The sequence below is a fragment of the Roseibium album genome, assembly GCF_965233825.1.
In the GTDB taxonomy this organism is placed as follows: Bacteria; Pseudomonadota; Alphaproteobacteria; order Rhizobiales; family Stappiaceae; genus Roseibium; species Roseibium album.
Genome location: NZ_OZ247583.1, coordinates 526,683 through 543,814, shown reverse-complemented (window position 1 = coordinate 543,814; position 17,132 = coordinate 526,683). Strand labels below are relative to the sequence as shown.

General features: G+C 57.1%; 15 protein-coding genes. 4 read left to right on the top strand and 11 right to left on the bottom strand.

The window, feature by feature from the left end:
- Positions 1-104: 104 nt before the first annotated feature.
- Positions 105-1,109 carry an isopenicillin N synthase family dioxygenase gene (locus ACO6TI_RS02485; RefSeq protein WP_282045989.1) on the bottom strand — a complete coding sequence of 335 codons (1,005 nt, stop codon included), beginning with the start codon at positions 1,107-1,109 and terminating at the stop codon, positions 105-107.
- Positions 1,110-1,273: 164 nt separating this feature from the next.
- Between ACO6TI_RS02485 and ACO6TI_RS02480 the strand changes: the two genes are divergently transcribed.
- Positions 1,274-2,215 carry a LysR substrate-binding domain-containing protein gene (locus tag ACO6TI_RS02480; RefSeq protein ID WP_196999269.1) on the top strand — a complete coding sequence of 314 codons (942 nt, stop codon included), beginning with the start codon at positions 1,274-1,276 and terminating at the stop codon, positions 2,213-2,215.
- A gap of 20 nt (positions 2,216-2,235) precedes the next feature.
- On the opposite strand, the gene ACO6TI_RS02475 is transcribed toward ACO6TI_RS02480, so the two are convergent.
- From ACO6TI_RS02475 to ACO6TI_RS02445, 7 genes are all read right to left on the bottom strand, one after another.
- Positions 2,236-3,951: a methyl-accepting chemotaxis protein gene (locus ACO6TI_RS02475; RefSeq protein ID WP_055114568.1), complete on the bottom strand. Its 1,716-nt coding sequence runs from the start codon at positions 3,949-3,951 to the stop codon at positions 2,236-2,238.
- Between the two features lie 175 nt (positions 3,952-4,126).
- A complete protein-coding gene (locus ACO6TI_RS02470) occupies positions 4,127-6,160 on the bottom strand; it encodes an FAD-dependent oxidoreductase (RefSeq protein ID WP_422384272.1) in 2,034 nt (677 codons plus the stop codon).
- A gap of 217 nt (positions 6,161-6,377) precedes the next feature.
- Positions 6,378-7,271, bottom strand: coding sequence for a DMT family transporter (locus ACO6TI_RS02465; RefSeq protein ID WP_055114566.1), 894 nt, complete (start codon positions 7,269-7,271; stop codon positions 6,378-6,380).
- A gap of 3 nt (positions 7,272-7,274) precedes the next feature.
- Positions 7,275-8,015, bottom strand: a complete 741-nt coding sequence (locus ACO6TI_RS02460; protein ID WP_422384271.1) for a TenA family protein — start codon at positions 8,013-8,015, stop codon at positions 7,275-7,277.
- A gap of 259 nt (positions 8,016-8,274) precedes the next feature.
- Complete coding sequence (locus ACO6TI_RS02455; RefSeq protein WP_055114550.1) at positions 8,275-9,309, bottom strand: aspartate-semialdehyde dehydrogenase; 1,035 nt, start codon at positions 9,307-9,309, stop codon at positions 8,275-8,277.
- A gap of 107 nt (positions 9,310-9,416) precedes the next feature.
- Positions 9,417-9,554 (bottom strand): hypothetical protein, encoded by a 138-nt coding sequence (locus ACO6TI_RS02450; RefSeq protein ID WP_156958709.1) that lies wholly within the window; start codon positions 9,552-9,554, stop codon positions 9,417-9,419.
- Between the two features lie 337 nt (positions 9,555-9,891).
- Entirely contained in the window at positions 9,892-10,974 is a 1,083-nt protein-coding gene (locus ACO6TI_RS02445) for a pyridoxal-phosphate dependent enzyme (protein ID WP_055114547.1), read from the bottom strand.
- A 151-nt stretch (positions 10,975-11,125) separates the two neighbouring features.
- Between ACO6TI_RS02445 and ACO6TI_RS02440 the strand changes: the two genes are divergently transcribed.
- Both ACO6TI_RS02440 and ACO6TI_RS02435 read left to right on the top strand, forming a co-directional pair.
- Positions 11,126-11,458: an ArsR/SmtB family transcription factor gene (locus ACO6TI_RS02440; protein ID WP_055114545.1), complete on the top strand. Its 333-nt coding sequence runs from the start codon at positions 11,126-11,128 to the stop codon at positions 11,456-11,458.
- Positions 11,459-11,480: 22 nt separating this feature from the next.
- Positions 11,481-11,981, top strand: a complete 501-nt coding sequence (locus ACO6TI_RS02435) for an arsenate reductase ArsC (protein WP_055115531.1) — start codon at positions 11,481-11,483, stop codon at positions 11,979-11,981.
- A gap of 8 nt (positions 11,982-11,989) precedes the next feature.
- Here ACO6TI_RS02435 and ACO6TI_RS02430 read toward each other — a convergent pair whose 3' ends face one another.
- Positions 11,990-13,189: a multidrug effflux MFS transporter gene (locus ACO6TI_RS02430; RefSeq protein ID WP_055114543.1), complete on the bottom strand. Its 1,200-nt coding sequence runs from the start codon at positions 13,187-13,189 to the stop codon at positions 11,990-11,992.
- A gap of 229 nt (positions 13,190-13,418) precedes the next feature.
- On the opposite strand from ACO6TI_RS02430, the gene ACO6TI_RS02425 reads away from it, so the two are divergent.
- Entirely contained in the window at positions 13,419-15,638 is a 2,220-nt protein-coding gene (locus ACO6TI_RS02425) for an esterase-like activity of phytase family protein (RefSeq protein WP_422384270.1), read from the top strand.
- 84 nt (positions 15,639-15,722) lie between these two features.
- Here ACO6TI_RS02425 and ACO6TI_RS02420 read toward each other — a convergent pair whose 3' ends face one another.
- Positions 15,723-16,217 (bottom strand): cytochrome b, encoded by a 495-nt coding sequence (locus tag ACO6TI_RS02420; protein WP_422384269.1) that lies wholly within the window; start codon positions 16,215-16,217, stop codon positions 15,723-15,725.
- Positions 16,217-16,624 (bottom strand): antibiotic biosynthesis monooxygenase family protein, encoded by a 408-nt coding sequence (locus tag ACO6TI_RS02415; RefSeq protein WP_422384268.1) that lies wholly within the window; start codon positions 16,622-16,624, stop codon positions 16,217-16,219. The genes ACO6TI_RS02420 and ACO6TI_RS02415 overlap by 1 nt, the downstream gene beginning before the upstream one ends.
- Between the last annotated feature and the right edge of the window lie 508 nt (positions 16,625-17,132).

Here is a 17,132-nt window from a genome sequence, read left to right as displayed (position 1 = left end):
CACACCACGGCGCTTTTATCCAACCATATCGGGAGTTCGTACGCCGTGTTCCCCAATTAGCAGATGTCAATGTGTGCCCGTAACTGCAAAAAATCCACCATTGGTCAGGCGGGAACTTTCTGAAGATGCGGGTAGCTCTGGACGAACCGCCCGTATTTGTGGGCACCGCAAGTCACCGCCTCATAGCGCGCCGGATTGTCCTGCGAGACGCAGGAAGGAAGAGGCGCGAATTCGGCATCGTAGTCCGCATCGATGAAAAACGGGATTGAATAGCGTTCGCGCCCGCTGGTGTTGACTACGCGATGCAGGTTTGCCAGGTACCGGTCATTGGTCAGGCGCTGCAGCAAATCGCCGATATTGATGACGAAGGTGCCAGCGATGGGTGTACCCTCAACCCACTGCCCGTCGCGGTTCATGACCTGCAGACCACCCACATCGTCCTGTGCCAGGATTGTCAGGCTGCCGTAGTCCGTATGTGCACCTATGCCGATGATGCTTTCGTCCACGATCCCTGTTTGTGGAGGATAATGCAGGAGACGCTGGATGCTGATCGGGTTGCGCATCCTGTTTTCGAAGAAGTCCGGTGCCTGATCAAGACTGCGGGCTATCCCGGTCAGTATTGTCATCGACAGTCGTTTCATTTCTTCATGGTAGCGATATACCGCATCGCGAAATCCGGGAATTTTCGCTTCGTCCGGCCAGGGATTCGGTCCGAAGAAGGGGCAGTCAGGCTCGGATTCAGGACCAAGGTCGAAGCACTCCTTGAGGTCCTTGGTCTTGCCAGGGTCAGTGTTTTCGCCGAAGGGCTCTATGTAGCCGCGTAACGTCTGGCCGGATCTGGAAACGTGCAGATCCATTTTCTCGGTATCCGGCAGTTTGAAAAAAGCCTTGGTCTGATCGAATGCATCGTCAACCACGGTGTCGGCGATGCCATGGTTCCTGACATACATGAAACCCGCATTGGCCAGCGCCCAGTTGATTTCTCCGGCAACCTTTTGCGGATTGCTTCCATCAATCAGTGGGGCCAGATCAACGACGGGGATTTTGTCGAACGACTGACGGGTGGCGTGCAAGGCGTCGGCGAGCATCGGCGTATTCGGGTTCAGCATGAAAGATCCTGAAGGCTTCGAGTTCGTTCCTGACCTTATTTCTCGAGTTCATCGCCCAGGCTGGCAATGACAAAAATATTCATCTTGAGTCAAAAAAACTAATGCAGATATCTCAAGTGGTCCTTAGGATGTTACATCGCTGCCCGGATTGAGGTGAGATCGATTTGCCTAAGCGTCCGTATGATCTGCCACCGCTGAGCTCATTGGTCAGCTTTGAATCTGCCGCCAGGCATGTCAGTTTCAAAAAGGCCGCGGCCGAACTGAATGTTACGCCGGCGGCGGTCAGCCATCAGGTGAAAGCGCTCGAACAGGATCTGAACAGCGTTCTCTTCCGCCGCCATCATCGCGGCGTTGAACTGACAGAGACAGGAGCCTATCTGCTGGTTTCGCTCCAACGCGGATTTGAGGAGATCAACGGTGCTCTGGATCAGTTGAGAGCACGGGCGTGGAAAACATCCGTGACGATCCGGGCGACGACCGCGATGAGCGCGTTGTGGTTGACACCTAGGCTGGCGCAATTCTGGAAGTCGCACCCACACATCTCGGTATCGCAGATCGTCAGTGACGCCGACGAAATCGAACCGGACTGCGATCTCAGTATTCACTACGGTGATATGTCCAGTGACACCGGGCTGTGCCGGGCATTGTTCCATGACCGTATTTCAGCGTTGGCGAGTCCGCGTTTTGCTGAACAAAACAGGATCTCGACAATCGACGATCTGGCAGCCCTGCCGCTGATACATCTGGACGCCGGCGGAACAGACTGGACCGACTGGCAGGACTGGTTCGCAGCGCTGGGCTATGGAGGAAAGCTGAGAAACAGCCACCGGGTCAACAACTATGTCATCGCGCTCCAGGCAGCGCAGGATGATATGGGCGCAGTTCTCGGTTGGGAAGGTTTGACCCGTTCTTTCGTGGAGACAGGGCGCCTGGTGAAACTGTTGCGGGAAACCGTTTCGTCTCCGCGTGACTACTACGTCAAACTGCATCCCCATGCGTCCGAACAGGCAAGGCTGGTATTCAACTGGCTGGCCGCGTCGTCCGGGCGCAAAGAGGGTGAGGCGGAGAGCGCCGGTGCGCGGAGACCGGAGGCCTCCGCGCGATAACGGTGCTTCAGAAGCGTGCCTCAGGCGGCAGCAACATTTTGCAGGAACGACTCGACTTCCCGTTGCAGTTCCTCGGTGCGCGTGGACAACTGCTCTGAGGCATCCAGAACCGTTTGTGAAGACTCCGACGTCTCGTTTACGGTTCCTGACAGATCAGACATTCGCGATGAAACGAATGTGGTGCCTTCGGCGGCCTTCTGCGCGTTTTGAGAGATTTCGCCCGTTGCCGACCCCTGTTCGTTGACCGCAGAGGCGATGGTGCTGGTATAGGAATTCACCTCTTCCATGATCGTCGTTATTTCCGCGATCGCGCTGACGGATTCCTTGGTCGCATCCTGGATGGCCGTGATCTGGGCACCGATCTCCTCAGTTGCCCTGGAAGTCTGTGTCGCAAGCTCCTTCACTTCGGCCGCAACAACCGCGAAGCCCTTGCCGGCTTCTCCGGCCCTCGCCGCTTCGATCGTGGCGTTGAGTGCCAGAAGGTTTGTTTGTTCGGCAATCGCCTGGATCAGTGTCACGACCTCACCGATCTTGGAGGCTGAAGATGCAAGACCTTCGACCTTTTCGTTGGTGACACGAGTGCCCTCTGTCGCTCTGCTGACAACTTCGGTCGTCTGGGCCACCTGGCGGGAGATTTCTCCGATCGAGGCGGAGAGTTCCTCTGCTGCGCTTGCCACGGTTTGGACGCTTGAGGTGGCATCGTCGGCCGAATTGAGGGTTTCCGTGGCGCTGGTCGCGCTTTGACTTGAAAGGTCGGACAGGCGTCCGGCTGTACCCTCCAAGTTCTGGACGGTTTCGTTCACCGAATTCAGAACGTTCGATACATTGCTGCGGAACCCTTCGATCAATGCCTGAACACTGTTCTGACGCTCATGTGCAGCGACTTCCGTGTCTCGTTGCTGATCGGCAAGCGAAAGGCGTTCCACGGCTCTTGTCTTCAGTGTGTTGACGGCCTGAGCCAGCGCGCCGATCTGATCGGTTCGTTCCTTGAAAGGAACTTCTTCCTCCAGATTGTCCTGAGCAATCTGCGTGGTGATTTCTGCAAGTTTTGTCACGGGGCGCAATTGCTGACGGATCGCGAAAATCAGAAGCAGTACAGAAACGATCACCACCGGAAACGCCAGCATGGCGTAGCCGCTCATGAGTTCCCAGACGTTCGCCTGCACAGCAGCTTTTTCGACCCCGGCATAAAGAATGCCGATGATATCACCCTGGCTGGCAAAGATTGGTTTGTAGACCGTGAAATAGTCCTTGCCGAGGATCGTTGCCTGACCGTAGAACGTCTTGCCGCCGGTCACGACCGGGTAAACGGCACCCTTCTGGCCCAGAGGCGTTCCAACCGCTCGTTTGCCGTCGCCCTTGATGATGTTGGTGGTCTTGCGCCAGAAGTCGCGCGTTTCCGGATCCCAGGCAAAAACAGTAGCCGTCTCACCGGTCATCCGGCCGATTGCATCGATCATCTGATGATTCTCGAAAGCAGGAATTTCGGCCAGTTCGATCCGCGTGACGTTGCCGGCATTGTTCCAGCTTACATTCGTTCCTTCAACACGTTCTTGAAGGATCGTCGCGGCGACGCGCAAGTTGACATCCTGTTTCTTGATGGCAGCAGATTGAGCCTGACCAAGCGCCACCTGATACAGAATGAAACCGACGACAACCATCGAGATTGTCAGCACGCCGGCCGAAACAATTGCCAGCGTGGACGTAACGCTCAAACGAGCATAAAGACTTTTCATGAAATTCCCCTATAGCCTCTCGTAGGGGATCGTAAATTTTCAAGGTAAATATTCGGCAAATGACTTCAATTTTTACTTGTATTCTTGTTTTTGTTCGCGCGCCCTGTCTAATCCGCTGAAAGCAGGTGATCAGTGATCGCCTCGGGGTGCCGGCGACAAGAAGTCCGGAAGCGATTCAAACCGGCACACATATGCGCAAGGCGTCCAGGATTGCGGCATGCATGTTGCGGCTTGCGATCGCGTCGCCAACACGTGCCAGATCGAATTGACCTTCCGGATTGGTGTCCGGGAAGGCGATTTCTCCCCTGATCAGTGCAGTGTGATTGATCTGACCGAAATTCTTAGAAAATGGCTTGAGCTCATGAAAAAGCCCGTCCATCGGAGTAAGGCCATGTTCTACAACCACGTGATCGACGTGACGTGCGGTGATCTCTCCGGTCAAAGTGTGACGCAGGTGCACCTCTATCCTGCCACCCATTCGGGTCAGCTCCGCAATTTCTTGAAGGCACGTGAATTTGACGCCATTGGCCGACAGATCTCGCAAGGCAACAGCGCTTGTGGTCGGGCCAAGATCATGCAGCAGCGTGCGGTCGGGTGTTGCAATCTCGACAGAGCTTCCGGCGCGCGACAGAAAATCGGCAGTGACCGCAGCCGGATGATCGCCGACCTCGTCAAACAGAAGGATTTCTCCCGAAACTCGAGCTTCACCGGACAAAACGTCCCAACTGGAAACGGCGAGTGCAGCACCGGGAAATGTTGGAGGTGCCGGCCAGCCGCCGGTCGCGATGATGACGAGATCCGGCATCTCGGGAGTCACTTCGCCGGCTTCCGCATAAGTGTTCAGGCGGAGGTCGACCCCGAGGGTGTTCACCTCCGAGATCAGCCAATCCACGACCCCCTGGACCTGTCTGCGCGTCGTCCCCCTGGCGGCCAGTACCAATTGTCCTCCAAGACGATCGGAGGCCTCGAAAAGGACAACATCATGACCCCGGTGAGCACAGACACGTGCAGCTTCGAGTCCTCCGGGGCCTCCGCCCACAACGACAACTTTCCTGGGCCGTTGACTGGCTGACAGGACGTGAGGCAAGGTCTGTTCCCGCCCGGTTGCAGCATTGTGCCCGCAGACGGCAGGTTTGCCCTGATTGACCCTGTCGACACAGTAGCCGAGGCCGACGCAGGGACGAATGCGGATTTCCTCCCCGCGTGAAAGTTTGGCCACCAGATAGGGATCGGCCATCTGGGCGCGTGTCATTCCAACCAGATCGACGTGACCTTCAGCTATCGCATGTTGTGCTGTGGCAATATCGGCAATGCCGCCTGCATGAAGGATGGGTAGGTTGACGGCCTCGCGGATGCGTCCCGCCACCTCGATATGTGGAGCAGATGGCAGTCCCATTGGGCGTACCCATTCGGCAAGGCCCAAATCATCGTACGGAGCACCTGCAAGAATGTTGAGCAAGTCGACTTGACCGGTTTCCTCAATCAGCCGGGCAGCGGCAATGCAGTCCCGGGTGCTCAAACCGTCCCCGGTGAGTTCATCTCCGGTGATGCGCATCGAAAGGACGAAGTCCGGGCCAACTTCTGTTCGCACGGCATCAATCACCTGCAGCGTCAGACGCATTCGATTTGCGAGAGATCCACCATAATCGTCTTCGCGCCGATTGGTGAGCGGAGACAGAAACTGTCCCAACAGGTGCGAGTGGGACAGCAATTCAATTCCATCGAAACCACCTGCCTTGCACCGGCGCGCCGCTGCGGCGAAGTCATGGACGATACGATCCATGTCTTGCAATTCCATCACCTTGGGGAACGCACGGTGGGCACGTTCGCGCACGCCTGAAGGTGCCAGGACCGGAAGCCAATGCCCGTCGTCCCATGCCGTTCGGCGACCCATATGGGTTATCTGGCACATCACAGCCGCGCCCTGCCGGTGTACGCCATCGGTCAATTCCCTGAACCATGGCACGATGCTGTCATCGCCAGCATAGAGCTGGCCGAAAACCGAGGGGCTGTCCGGCGCGATGTTCGTCGATCCGCCGATCATCGTCAGGGCAACGCCGCCTTTCGCCTTCTCTTCGTGGTACAGCCTGTAGCGCTCACGCGGATGACCGGCTTCGACAAAATTCGGCGCATGCGACGTGCTAATGATGCGATTGCGCAGCGTGAGGTGTTTCAGCCGAAACGGTTCGAGCAATACGGACACGTCCATTTCCCCTTGACCGCAACCTTGATTCGCAGCGTCGTCCGGATCCCCGGTGTGCTGCCGGGTGACTTTGACCAACTTTTCTCCTGGACAGGCTAGATTGCAATCTCTGGCGATTGTTTACATTTATCGACGCTGCAGCGAAAAAAGGCGACGTCCTCGGGCTTGTCCGGCCCATGCATGTTGTTCACGACACGATGCACTTTTGTTGCTGCGAATTCTCTCAGACGACAAACAGAAGCGCGCTCCCTGCAACGACGAGGACAGCACCTGCCCATGCACCCAGAGCAGGAAATTCCTTCGTCCGCCACCACATCATTGGCAGCATCACCGCCGGGGTCGTTGCTGAAAGTGTTGCGATGATGCCGACTTCGCCGCCGGAGAGAGCGAAGAGTATCAGGGTCATGCCGATGCCCATGCCCAGCAGGCCGGAAACCGCAATGATGCCGATGACGGGAAGCGTGAAGCTTCCAGCAGGCTTGACCCAACTGAATGGCAGACGCGTCAACAAGACGAGGCCGAGTGCAGCCACTCCAACGCGGATACTCGAGGCCGCAACGGGGTCTGCGCCGGTTTCCATGACAGGGCGGGCAATCAAGGACCCTATGGACTGTGACAGCGCTGCGGCAATGCCAAACAGGACACCAACCCAGAGCGGGCCCTTGATACTTTCCCATTTGTGCAGCTGTGACTTGCGTTTGCCGAAACGAATTGCCAGCAGCACACCGAGAAAAATCAGCACGATCCCCAGAACCTGTATGGCGGTGAGCGTTTCATCCAGGATCAGCCAGCCGAGTATTGCAGACATGGGTGCGTTAAGTGCGAAGAGCATCGCCGTGCGGCGCGGACCCATTCGGTTCAGCGTCAAAAACAGGGCGGTATCGCCCATGAAGATTCCGATGAAGCCTGACAGGATCAATGGCGACAGGTGGCCGCTGCCGATTGAATTCCAGCCATCGGTCAACATCACCCAAACGCACAGCATGATCGTGACGAGAACCATGCGCGTGCAATTGAAGGCGATTGCGCCAAGGTGTTGAGCGGGCGCAGCAGACAAAAGTCCGGTCAGGGCCCAAAGACTGGCGGCTCCGAGAGCGGCAGCTTCATAAAGATACATGCGTTACGGCCGTTGCGGATCATCAAAAGCTGCCGGGATTTCGCCTGTCCATGCTGCTTCAAAAAACGCGTCTTCCAGCATGCTCATCCGGGCGAAGAGTTCAGCGAGTGTTTCCTGTTTCAAAGGCGACAGTGCAGGGCCGATCTCATCGAGTTCAGCGCGGATCCAATCAACGAAGTCTTCGAATCCGGAAACGGCGTGAAGGTCTATCCATTCAGCGAGGTAGAATTTCTCCGGTCGGGGCTTTTGTGCCTCGCGCCGACCCCAAGTCAGGTAACACCATTCGGCGCAGAGCAGGCAAGTGAGCCCTTCGGCATAGGATCCCTTGCCTGAAGATGTCAGGAGCAGATCGGCAAATGCACGCGTGACCGGTCCTTGCGCGGCGGTTTCATAGGTCTCGGCCGGGACGCCAAGAGCGTCGAAGGACCGCAGGAAATAATCATTTTCCTCCGACGTGAGCAGGGCGAGGAATGCAGACAGACGCGACTTTGCCCGCATGTTCGGCGCTTTGGCGACCAGGTAACCAAGTGTCGAAGCAAGATCCGTGATGAACGTGTAATCCTCGATCAGATAGCGAGCGTATGCTTCGTCCGGCATGGATCCGTCACCAATCGCGCGTGTGAATGCGTGATTGGTCGCGCTGGTCCAATAAGGTGCCGCACGTGTTGCAATCCAGTCGGTGAACCGTGCGCCGGGTGCCGATGCCGAAAAGTTCTGAAAGGAGCTGTCAATCGAGGCATGCATTCGGGAATCGCGCTCCTGAAATCACGGATAAAGATTGGGCAGATTGTTGATGGGACGATCAGAAAGTCCGGCAATCACTGACAATACGGGCGCACCCGGCATGCGGGACCGAGGGTTCGTATCGGTGCCTGAATATCGTGCTTGGAACCGGCAATCCACCCACCAACCCCTTGCCCGGTTCCGACACCAAGAAGATCGTGAGAAACCGGACCTGTTCGGAATGAAGAAACGGGCGCTGGAAAGCGCCCGCCAGAATCAATCAGGCTGCGGCCTTCTTGGGAGTTATCAGGCCGCGATTGACCAGAACTTCAGCGATCTGGACAGTATTGAGAGCCGCTCCCTTGCGAAGATTGTCGGAGACGACCCACAGGTTCAGGCCATTTTCAACGGTGGCATCTTCTCGGATACGCGAGATATAGGTCGCGTCCTCGCCGGCGCTTTCATACGGCGTGATGTAGCCACCGTCTTCCTGCTTGTCGATCACGAGACAGCCCGGAGCCTCCCGCAGGATGTTGCGAGCCTCGTCTGCTGTAATCTCGTTTTCGAACTCGAGGTTGATGCTTTCGGAATGGCCGATGAACACCGGAACGCGAACGGCGGTGCAGGTTACCTTGATGGCCGGATCCAGCATCTTCTTGGTTTCGGCGAGCACCTTCCATTCTTCCTTGGTGTAGCCGTCTTCCATGAAGCTGTCGATGTGCGGGATGACGTTGAAGGCGATGCGCTTGGTGAACTTGTCCGGTTCGATCGGATCGTTCACAAAAATGGCCCTCGTCTGGTTGAACAGCTCTTCCATCGCGTCCTTGCCACCACCGGACACCGACTGGTAGGTCGAAACGACGACGCGCTTGATCCTGGCGTGATCGTGCAGCGGCTTGAGTGCCACCACGAGCTGGGCTGTTGAGCAATTCGGATTGGCGATGATGTTCTTTTTGGTGAAGCCGGTGATGGCGTCCGCATTGACTTCCGGAACGATCAGAGGCACGTCCGCGTCATAACGCCAGGCAGAGGAGTTGTCGATGACAACACAGCCCTTTGCGCCGATCCTCGGCGACCACTCCTTGGAAACAGTACCTCCGGCTGACATCAGGCAAATGTCGGTGTCGGAGAAATCGTAATTCTCCAGAGCCTGAACCTTCAGTGTCCTGTCGCCGAACGAAACTTCCGTTCCTTGCGAGCGACGGGACGCCAGGGCGACAACCTCGTCTGCCGGAAAGCCGCGCTCGTCGAGAATGTCAAGCATCTCGCGGCCGACATTGCCGGTAGCGCCTGCAACTGCGATCTTGAAACCCATTTCTGACTTGTCCTTGTCCGTCTCCCCGCTTCACCGGCTGCCCGGGGAAACGGGCTCGCCGGCTCCTGGCGCCTCCCATCCCCGGGGAGGCGGGATGAGCGGCACCGTCAAGCGGTGGTTTTGGTTGTCTTGGTTGTGCGTTTGAATGCGGTTGCGGCAGCCGACCGGGTCTCGCCGCGCAGAAATGTAGCGCTGGCAAGGGCCATGGACATCATATCCAGAATGTCGGCTTTCAGCCGGTTCATCAGGTGCTCGCAATCGTCAAAACTTGAGACGGCGGTGTTTTTGCCCGGAATCCCGTCGAAGTCAACAAGGAATACAATGAAATCGCTCGATTGATGCTCGCATTGTCGCATGAAATTCATGAACGACATGCTTGAACCCGGGATTGAACGGGCACTCGGGGCTCTTTGCCCTGGTAGTTTTTCCCGCAAGCATCCTGTGCCGCACAAGGGCAGTGCCTGAATCGACCACCGGCTTGCCATGTGACTGTTCGAGGCCGGCGACGCATGGTGTCACGGCCAGTTATGTGCCCAGACTCTGGTCAGCCTCTCTTGAGAATTGGTTTTGGGGAGATCCTTATCAGCCTTGTTCGGGACCTTCGGAGAGGTAGCACAGGACCCTGGACCCGGAGGTCAGGCCAAGTTCATCGAACTGGCCGCGTGCGTGATGAAGCGCGGACAGGCCGGCGGCTCCCGACGGCGTTGTATAAAGGTCATGGTCTTTCAGCCAGGACACCGTCTCCTCTGCTTCCCTGTCGGTTATCGTCGCAAAACGGTTTGCCTGCCTGGCCAGGTATTTCAGTGCCAGATGCGATGGTTCCTTGCAGTCCAGGCGGCCCATGGTTGAAACCGGACCGGGTGCATTCACCGGCTTGCCAGCCGCAATGCTGGCCTGAAGGGCGGGGGCTGCCTCCGGCTCGACGATCGTGATCGTGACATCATTGCCCCAGCTTGCGCGCGCGCTCAATGCGCAGGCTGCGGCCAGACCGCCAACACCGGCCTGCAGAAACACATGTGTCGGCGGCTCGGGTATCTGACATTCAATTTCTTCGCCCATGATCAGATATCCTTCCATCACGTCCCGTCCGGGGTCGGTCATCCCGGGCCACGTGCTGTCAGACAGGAGTTGCCAGCCATGTTCCAAAGCCTGACGTTCCGCTTCCGCCATGCTGGTTTCGTAAATCGCACCAGCCCGGACTACCCTTGCGCCTCGGCCCCGCAACCGGTCAGCGAAAGCCTCCGGCACCGTTTCGGCGACGAAGACGACGGCTTCGGCACCGAACATGCGCGCACCCTCGGCAAGGGAAAGTCCGTGGTTGCCCGCGCTTGCACAGACGAATGTTGTGCCGTGAAGCGCCGTTGCGGGATCACTTGTCTCGCCCGCCTCGATTTTTGCAAATGCGCGCTTCGCAATGGCATAGGCTGCGCCAAGTGCCTTGAAACTTCCCAGTCCAAGACGATTTCGCTCGTCCTTCACGTAAAGGGCGCCGACCCCAAGCTCCAAGGCAAGTTCGGAGAGGTTCAACAGCGGAGAGGGTTCAATTCCCGTAACGTCGGCAAAGAACTCCCGCTCCGGGCCCGGTGATTGCGAAATACTGCCGGCCGCGAATCCCGGTGTGTTTTCAAGTCCTCTACCGAGCCAATTGTTCGCGAATGTTTTCATGATTTCCCTTCCGTCGTCCGACAGCGCAGATCAACAGTTCGGACGCAGGAAAACAAGCCTGTTTGCGCAATGAGGGATCCGGATACCGAAAGTTCGATCAAATGGCGATTCTTTGCTTGCTGTCCGCAAAAGAATCAATATATCATGATTTATGGATATAAATGAAGCTTTGAGTGCCTTCGGTGCGCTCAGCCAAAAGACACGTCTGGATGTTTTCCGGCTTCTGATTAATGCAGGTCCGGAAGGCATGAGCGCGGGTGATATCGGTGAAGCGCTGGGTGTTCGCCAAAACACCATGTCGGCCAACCTGTCTGTTCTCCTGCAGGCCGGGCTGGTTCGAAACGAACGTGAGGGACGCTCGATCCGCTACTACGCGGATATGGATGGAACGAAAGAATTGCTGACTTATCTTGTGGCCGATTGCTGCGGTGGCCACCCTGAACTCTGCGCGCAGGTGATGGAGGCCATTGCCTGCCGGAAATAGCGAATAGTACCTGGAGGGAATGATGTCCAACGAAGTCTTTAATGTCCTCTTTCTGTGTACCGGAAACTCGGCGCGGTCAATCATGGCAGAAGCGATATTGAACCGGGATGGGAAAGGACGTTTCAAGGCCTATTCTGCTGGATCGAACCCTGCCGGCTTCGTCCGGCCGGAAGCATTAACGCTCTTGGAGAAACTCAATTTCAAGACTGAAGACTTCCGTTCAAAGGACTGGTCCGAGTTTGCCGGGCCTGGGGCACCTGAAATGGATTTCGTCTTCACCGTCTGCGACAATGCAGCGAAGGAAACATGTCCTGTCTGGCCGGGACAGCCGATGTCGGCACACTGGGGCGTTCCTGATCCGGTGTTGGCCAAAGGCAACGAAACCGAAAAACGATTGGCCTTCAACGAGACATTCCGCATGCTCAACAACCGGATCGCAATTTTCATCAGTTTGCCGATGTCCTCGCTCGACAAATTGTCGCTCAAGGAAAGACTGGACGAAATCGGAAAATCCTCCGCCTGAGGACGTCCTCAGGCGGGAGCATTGCCTTCCTGTTGCGGACGCAGCGTCAACAGAGCCAATACAAAGGCAATGAAGGCGCAGGTTGCAACAGCGCCGACCAGCGGCAAGGCGGTGCGGTCAAAGAACGGGCTGCAGATCAGAATCATGAGGCCGCCGGCAACCATCTGAAATGTTCCACCAAGCGACGATGCCATGCCGGCGTGTTCTCCGTGCTCCTCCAGAGCCATGACCATTGTCGGAGCGATGACCAGTCCGAGGCACGAATTGCCAAGGAAAAACATGGCCATCAGTACCGGCAGATCATCGAGACCCAGCCAGACGAGCGCAAATAGCGTCGAGGTTGCCGCGGCAAATCCGCAGACCGCCCAGAATGCAACACGGCCCATACCGTATTTTTGACCGAGATCGGCCGCGAATTGCGAGGCGGCGAAAAAGCCTACTGCATTGACGGCGAACACCAGGCTGAATTCCGTCGGCGTCAGGGCGTACTGGGTCATGTACACCATGGGCGCTGAGGCGATGAAGACGAAGAAGCTGGCCAGCGCGAAACCACCGATCATCGTCAGGCCCAGGAACCTTGCATCTTTCATCAGGTAGACGGTGCTGCGCAGCAAGGCGGCTGCATTTATCGGGCTGCGCCGGTCCGCGGGAAGTGTTTCGGGAAGCCGGAGCGCTGTCAGGACCATTGCGAGCAAGGCGATCAGCGCGAGGGCGCCGAAGATCATGCGCCAGCTTGCAAGGGAAATGATGAAACTGCCGGTCAGGGGCGCAAGCAGCGGCGAAATGCTGATTACGAGCATCACCAGAGCCATGAGCCTCGTCGCCTGCGTGCCTGTATGCAGGTCCCGGACCACCGCGCGCACGATCACCATCGGTGCAGCAGCCCCGAGTGCCTGCACGAAGCGACCAAGGGTCAGCATGGAAATGTCAGTCGCCATGGCACAGATAACGGAACCGGCAATGAAGACCACGAGCCCTACGAAAATGGGCGGTCTGCGGCCGAGCCAGTCCGCGATCGGTCCGTAAATGAGCTGTGCGAGACCGAAGGCAATGAAATAGACCGTGAAGGTCATGTGTGCTCCGGCGTCATCCGTATTCAGATCCTGAACGATCTGGGGTGTCGCCGGAAGATAGAGATCAATGGCGAAAGGACCAACGGCGGCAAGCAGCCCCAGCACCAGGGCGGCGCGGACAAATCCGATCTGCATGAGAATATCCGAAATAGAGAAGCGCGCGTTTTGCGCGAGAAAATGCAAGGGTTGCAACGTGAGAGAATTCCGGTGTCTTGTCCAGCTTTTTCTGGAAACCTCACCCTGGAAACGCTGCATATCTTATTCGTGAGCTTGTCACACAACCTTCATGCGATTGTCACTTTTTCTGTAATGAGGCCAACTAGTTTTCGCGCACCTCAACCCAAAACATATGGGAGCTAGTGCAATGTCGGACCCTCGCGGACGTTTTCTGAAAAGCGTCAGCCTTGCTGTTCTGTGCGGTCTTGGTGCCGTGTCAGCAGCGCAGGCGGAGTTTTTCGAGCGGATCAATACCTACCCGGTTTACAAGACCCTGCCGGACGGTGTCGACCAGGCGACCGAGACAGTAGCCGAAATCATTTCTGCATCGAAGGACGGCCGCACGCTGGCGTTCACCGACAGTCCCGGTGAGGCGATCGTCTTCGTCAACGCGGGCAACCCGCTGAACATTCAACCGATCGGGCGGGTCGATCTCGGTGGTGAGCCGACATCCGTCGCTGTTGGTGAAAAGGCCGCCTATGCCGGGGTCAACACCAGCGAGGACTATGTCAATGCATCCGGCCATCTGGCCGTGATCGGGCTTGATGGCATGGACGTCATCGCCAGATGCGACACCAACGGCCAGCCGGACAGCGTTGCCATTTCGGCGGACGGCAAGTATGCCGCGATCGCGATCGAGAACGAGCGCGATGAAGACCTGAATGACGGTGTCATGCCACAGATGCCCGCCGGCCACCTTGCGATCTTCGATCTTGACGGCAATGGCGCGCCGACCAATTGCGATGCGGTGCGCCTTGTCGACCTGACCGGTCTTGCCGGAACCGCGCCGTCAGATCCGGAGCCGGAATTCGTTTCCATCAACTCCAGAAACGAGGCGGTCGTGACGCTGCAGGAAAACAACCATCTTGCGGTAGTCGACCTTGCCACGGGCAAAGTTGTCGCAGACTTTTCCGCCGGTGTTGCGACGGCAGAAAATGTTCCTGTCAAAAAATCCCGGATGAGCGATGCCTCCGGGAGCAGCGAGAACGTTCCACGCGAACCTGATGCGGTTGCCTGGATCGATGACGAGCGTTTCGTCACTGCCAATGAAGGCGACTACGAAGGCGGTTCGCGCGGCTTTACCATCTGGAGTGCCAAGGGCGACGTTCTGTTCGACAGCGGCAACCAGATGGAGCATCTGGGCATGTCACACGGACATTACCCGGCAAAGCGTGCCCACAAGAAGGGAACAGAGCCGGAAGGTGTTGCTGTCGGCAAATTCGGCGGTGAGACCCTGATATTCGTCAACTCGGAGCGCGGCAACTTTGTTGCCGTGTACAGGGACACGGGAAGTGAGCCGGAATTCGTCCAGTTCCTGCCGACCCATGTCGGCCCGGAAGGATTGCTTGCCATCCCGGGGCGCGATCTCTTCCTGGTCGCCAACGAAGTTGACAGCGCGGAAGACAATGTTCGCTCGCATATCACGCTCTACAAGTTCGGCGCTGAATCTCCGGCATATCCGTCCGTCGTTTCCGACATGGATCCGGAAAAGGGAGCCCCGATCGGCTGGGGTGCGATCTCCGCGCTGGCTGCCGATCCGTCCGACGCCAACAAGCTCTACGCGGTGAACGACAGTTTCTATGACGACGGCCGGATATACACCCTGGACATTTCCGCCAAACCGGCAAGGATCACCTCTTACACCACCGTGACCGGCTTCAATCAGGAGAGACTGGACCTGGAAGGCATTGCAGTCGCACGGGACGGCGGGTTCTGGCTGGCCTCGGAAGGCCATCCGAAGAACGAACGTGGCCATCTTCTTTTGAAAGTCGACGCCGATGGCGCAGTTCAGGAAGAAATCACGTTGCCACAGAGCCTGATCGACCAGCAGAAGCGGTTTTCGTTCGAAGGGGTCGCTGAATTCGAAATGGACGGACAGAACCTCGTTGCCGTCGCTGTCCAGCGGGAATGGAACGATGATCCGAAGGGTCACACCAAGATCGGGATCTACAACCCTGCCGACAAGTCCTGGGGTTTCGTCCACTATCCGCTCGACACGCCGAAGAGTGCTGCCGGTGGCTGGGTCGGATTGTCCGAAATCGTCTCGCTCGGTGACGGCCGGTTCGCGATCCTTGAGCGGGACAACAAGGGTGGCGAAGATGCCGCAATCAAACAGGTCACTGTTGTATCGCTAGAAGGCATCACGCCAGCCGCACACGGCGAAACCCTTCCGATCCTCAAGAAACGACTTGCGATGGATATACTTCCTGCCCTGGCGCAAGGAAAAGGCTGGGTCCAGGACAAGCCGGAAGGCCTTGCGGTGACTGCAGGCGGGCGTCTGATCCTGGTTACCGACAATGACGGCGTCGATGATGCTCCGGGCGAAACCCAGCTGATCGATCTCGGACCTGCGTCACGGCTGAACTAGACCAACGGCGCCTCATCCAGAAACTGAAAACAAGCCCGGCTGTTCTGACAGCCGGGCTTGGCACTTTTTAACCGCTGACGCCTGTCATGAGGGGCTTTTCGCGCTGGTCTTCCGGAAATGCCAGATCGCTGCCCCCACGTGAAGCGCGGTCAGTGCAGCAAGCAGCAACGCGGCCATGTGATGCAGATTGCGAGGCGGCAGATCCTGAAAGACGACAAGACCCTGAAGTGTCCCCTCCCGTATAGACGGGAAAGCTCCTGACAATGCGATCATGCCAGCCCCACTTGCCAGCAGGGCGAGTGGAACCAGACGCAGAAGTCCGTGCACGATCCTGCTGACCACCTTCTGAAGCCGCGATGAAACCGGATAAATGGGTTGCGGTGCGCCGCGTTTGAACCAGATCAGGACGCGGAGCAGCGTCAGCAGGCCGGCAGCGATGCCGCATCCCAAATGAGCTTGCAGAAGGGCAAGGGAAAACGGTTCAGTCCTCGTCATAGCGAAGCCGGAGGCAAGCGCTGCCAGAACAAGCACCGCGATTGCCCAGTGCATCAGCCGGTCCTGCCTGAAGTTTCCCGACATCACTCGGTTTCCTCATCTGTCCGGATAACCCGATAGAGAGCTGCATGGAAAACAGTATTCCGGGCATCCGTGTCAACACTGGTGTTGCGCATCTTGCCGATAGCTGCCTGGAAGGCTTCGGGGCTTTCCCAGATGGCAATGTTGATCAACTGAAATCTGGCAGCCGGTGCAAGTGCCCGGTGCAGCCGCGTTGAAATGTACCCGGGCTGCTGACAAAGGAAATCACGTGACTTTTCCCAGAATTCGACAGTCGTGTCGATCTGGTCCGCGGGGACCTCAAAGACATTTATCAAGGTGACAGGTTCGTTTGTTTTGAGATCAGCGGCAGTTGCGGCTGTTCCCGCGAAAAAGCCGGCAAGGATCAACAGGGCCAGAATGAAAGATTTGAAGTCCGGGAATTTCGGCATGCGTCGCTCCATAATATAGCAAGCTATTAATATTATATAGTATGCTATCTATCTAACATGCAAGAGGTGACCTTTAAAAAGTGTTTTCGGCTTGATGTTTCGCCACCTGAGTGTGCCTTTGGTAAGGGATGACCAGGCCACTCGCGGGGCAAGCGGAGAGGATGGCCGCGAACATCAAGTCCTTCAGGCCCAAGGGGTGAGTCACATGAACGAGCCTCTCTCCCGGGAAGTCTCCTGTAGCAATGCGCCGCGGCCTGTTGAATTCGTCGTAACTGGAAGAGGAGGGATTTCCGGACAATTGGGGGGCGTAATCTCCGGGTCGCAGAACGCAGCAGCTGACACAAAATCGGAAAAGTGGCCAGACCCTGTTCCTGAGTACACTCAATCGCCAAACTGACTGAACGAATTCAACAATTTAGATTCGAAGTTCATCATTTGGCGGTCCTGTTTCGAATTTATTGGGAATTTCGACCTAGGTTTTCTCTCAATTCGTTCCAAAGCGATTCGG

What these genes read in the sequence shown, in the direction of transcription:
- ACO6TI_RS02465 (WP_055114566.1), bottom strand. Translation starts at nt 7,271, where the DNA reads ATGTATCTTTATGAAGCTGCCGCTCTCGGAGCCGCCAGTCTTTGGGCC.
- ACO6TI_RS02445 (WP_055114547.1), bottom strand. Translation starts at nt 10,974, where the DNA reads ATGAAAACATTCGCGAACAATTGGCTCGGTAGAGGACTTGAAAACACA.
- ACO6TI_RS02420 (WP_422384269.1), bottom strand. Translation starts at nt 16,217, where the DNA reads ATGTCGGGAAACTTCAGGCAGGACCGGCTGATGCACTGGGCAATCGCG.
- ACO6TI_RS02435 (WP_055115531.1), top strand. Translation starts at nt 11,481, where the DNA reads ATGTCCAACGAAGTCTTTAATGTCCTCTTTCTGTGTACCGGAAACTCG.
- ACO6TI_RS02485 (WP_282045989.1), bottom strand. Translation starts at nt 1,109, where the DNA reads ATGCTGAACCCGAATACGCCGATGCTCGCCGACGCCTTGCACGCCACC.
- ACO6TI_RS02470 (WP_422384272.1), bottom strand. Translation starts at nt 6,160, where the DNA reads ATGGACGTGTCCGTATTGCTCGAACCGTTTCGGCTGAAACACCTCACG.
- ACO6TI_RS02440 (WP_055114545.1), top strand. Translation starts at nt 11,126, where the DNA reads ATGGATATAAATGAAGCTTTGAGTGCCTTCGGTGCGCTCAGCCAAAAG.
- ACO6TI_RS02475 (WP_055114568.1), bottom strand. Translation starts at nt 3,951, where the DNA reads ATGAAAAGTCTTTATGCTCGTTTGAGCGTTACGTCCACGCTGGCAATT.
- ACO6TI_RS02415 (WP_422384268.1), bottom strand. Translation starts at nt 16,624, where the DNA reads ATGCCGAAATTCCCGGACTTCAAATCTTTCATTCTGGCCCTGTTGATC.
- ACO6TI_RS02425 (WP_422384270.1), top strand. Translation starts at nt 13,419, where the DNA reads ATGTCGGACCCTCGCGGACGTTTTCTGAAAAGCGTCAGCCTTGCTGTT.
- ACO6TI_RS02430 (WP_055114543.1), bottom strand. Translation starts at nt 13,189, where the DNA reads ATGCAGATCGGATTTGTCCGCGCCGCCCTGGTGCTGGGGCTGCTTGCC.
- ACO6TI_RS02460 (WP_422384271.1), bottom strand. Translation starts at nt 8,015, where the DNA reads ATGCATGCCTCGATTGACAGCTCCTTTCAGAACTTTTCGGCATCGGCA.
- ACO6TI_RS02455 (WP_055114550.1), bottom strand. Translation starts at nt 9,309, where the DNA reads ATGGGTTTCAAGATCGCAGTTGCAGGCGCTACCGGCAATGTCGGCCGC.
- ACO6TI_RS02450 (WP_156958709.1), bottom strand. Translation starts at nt 9,554, where the DNA reads ATGAACCGGCTGAAAGCCGACATTCTGGATATGATGTCCATGGCCCTT.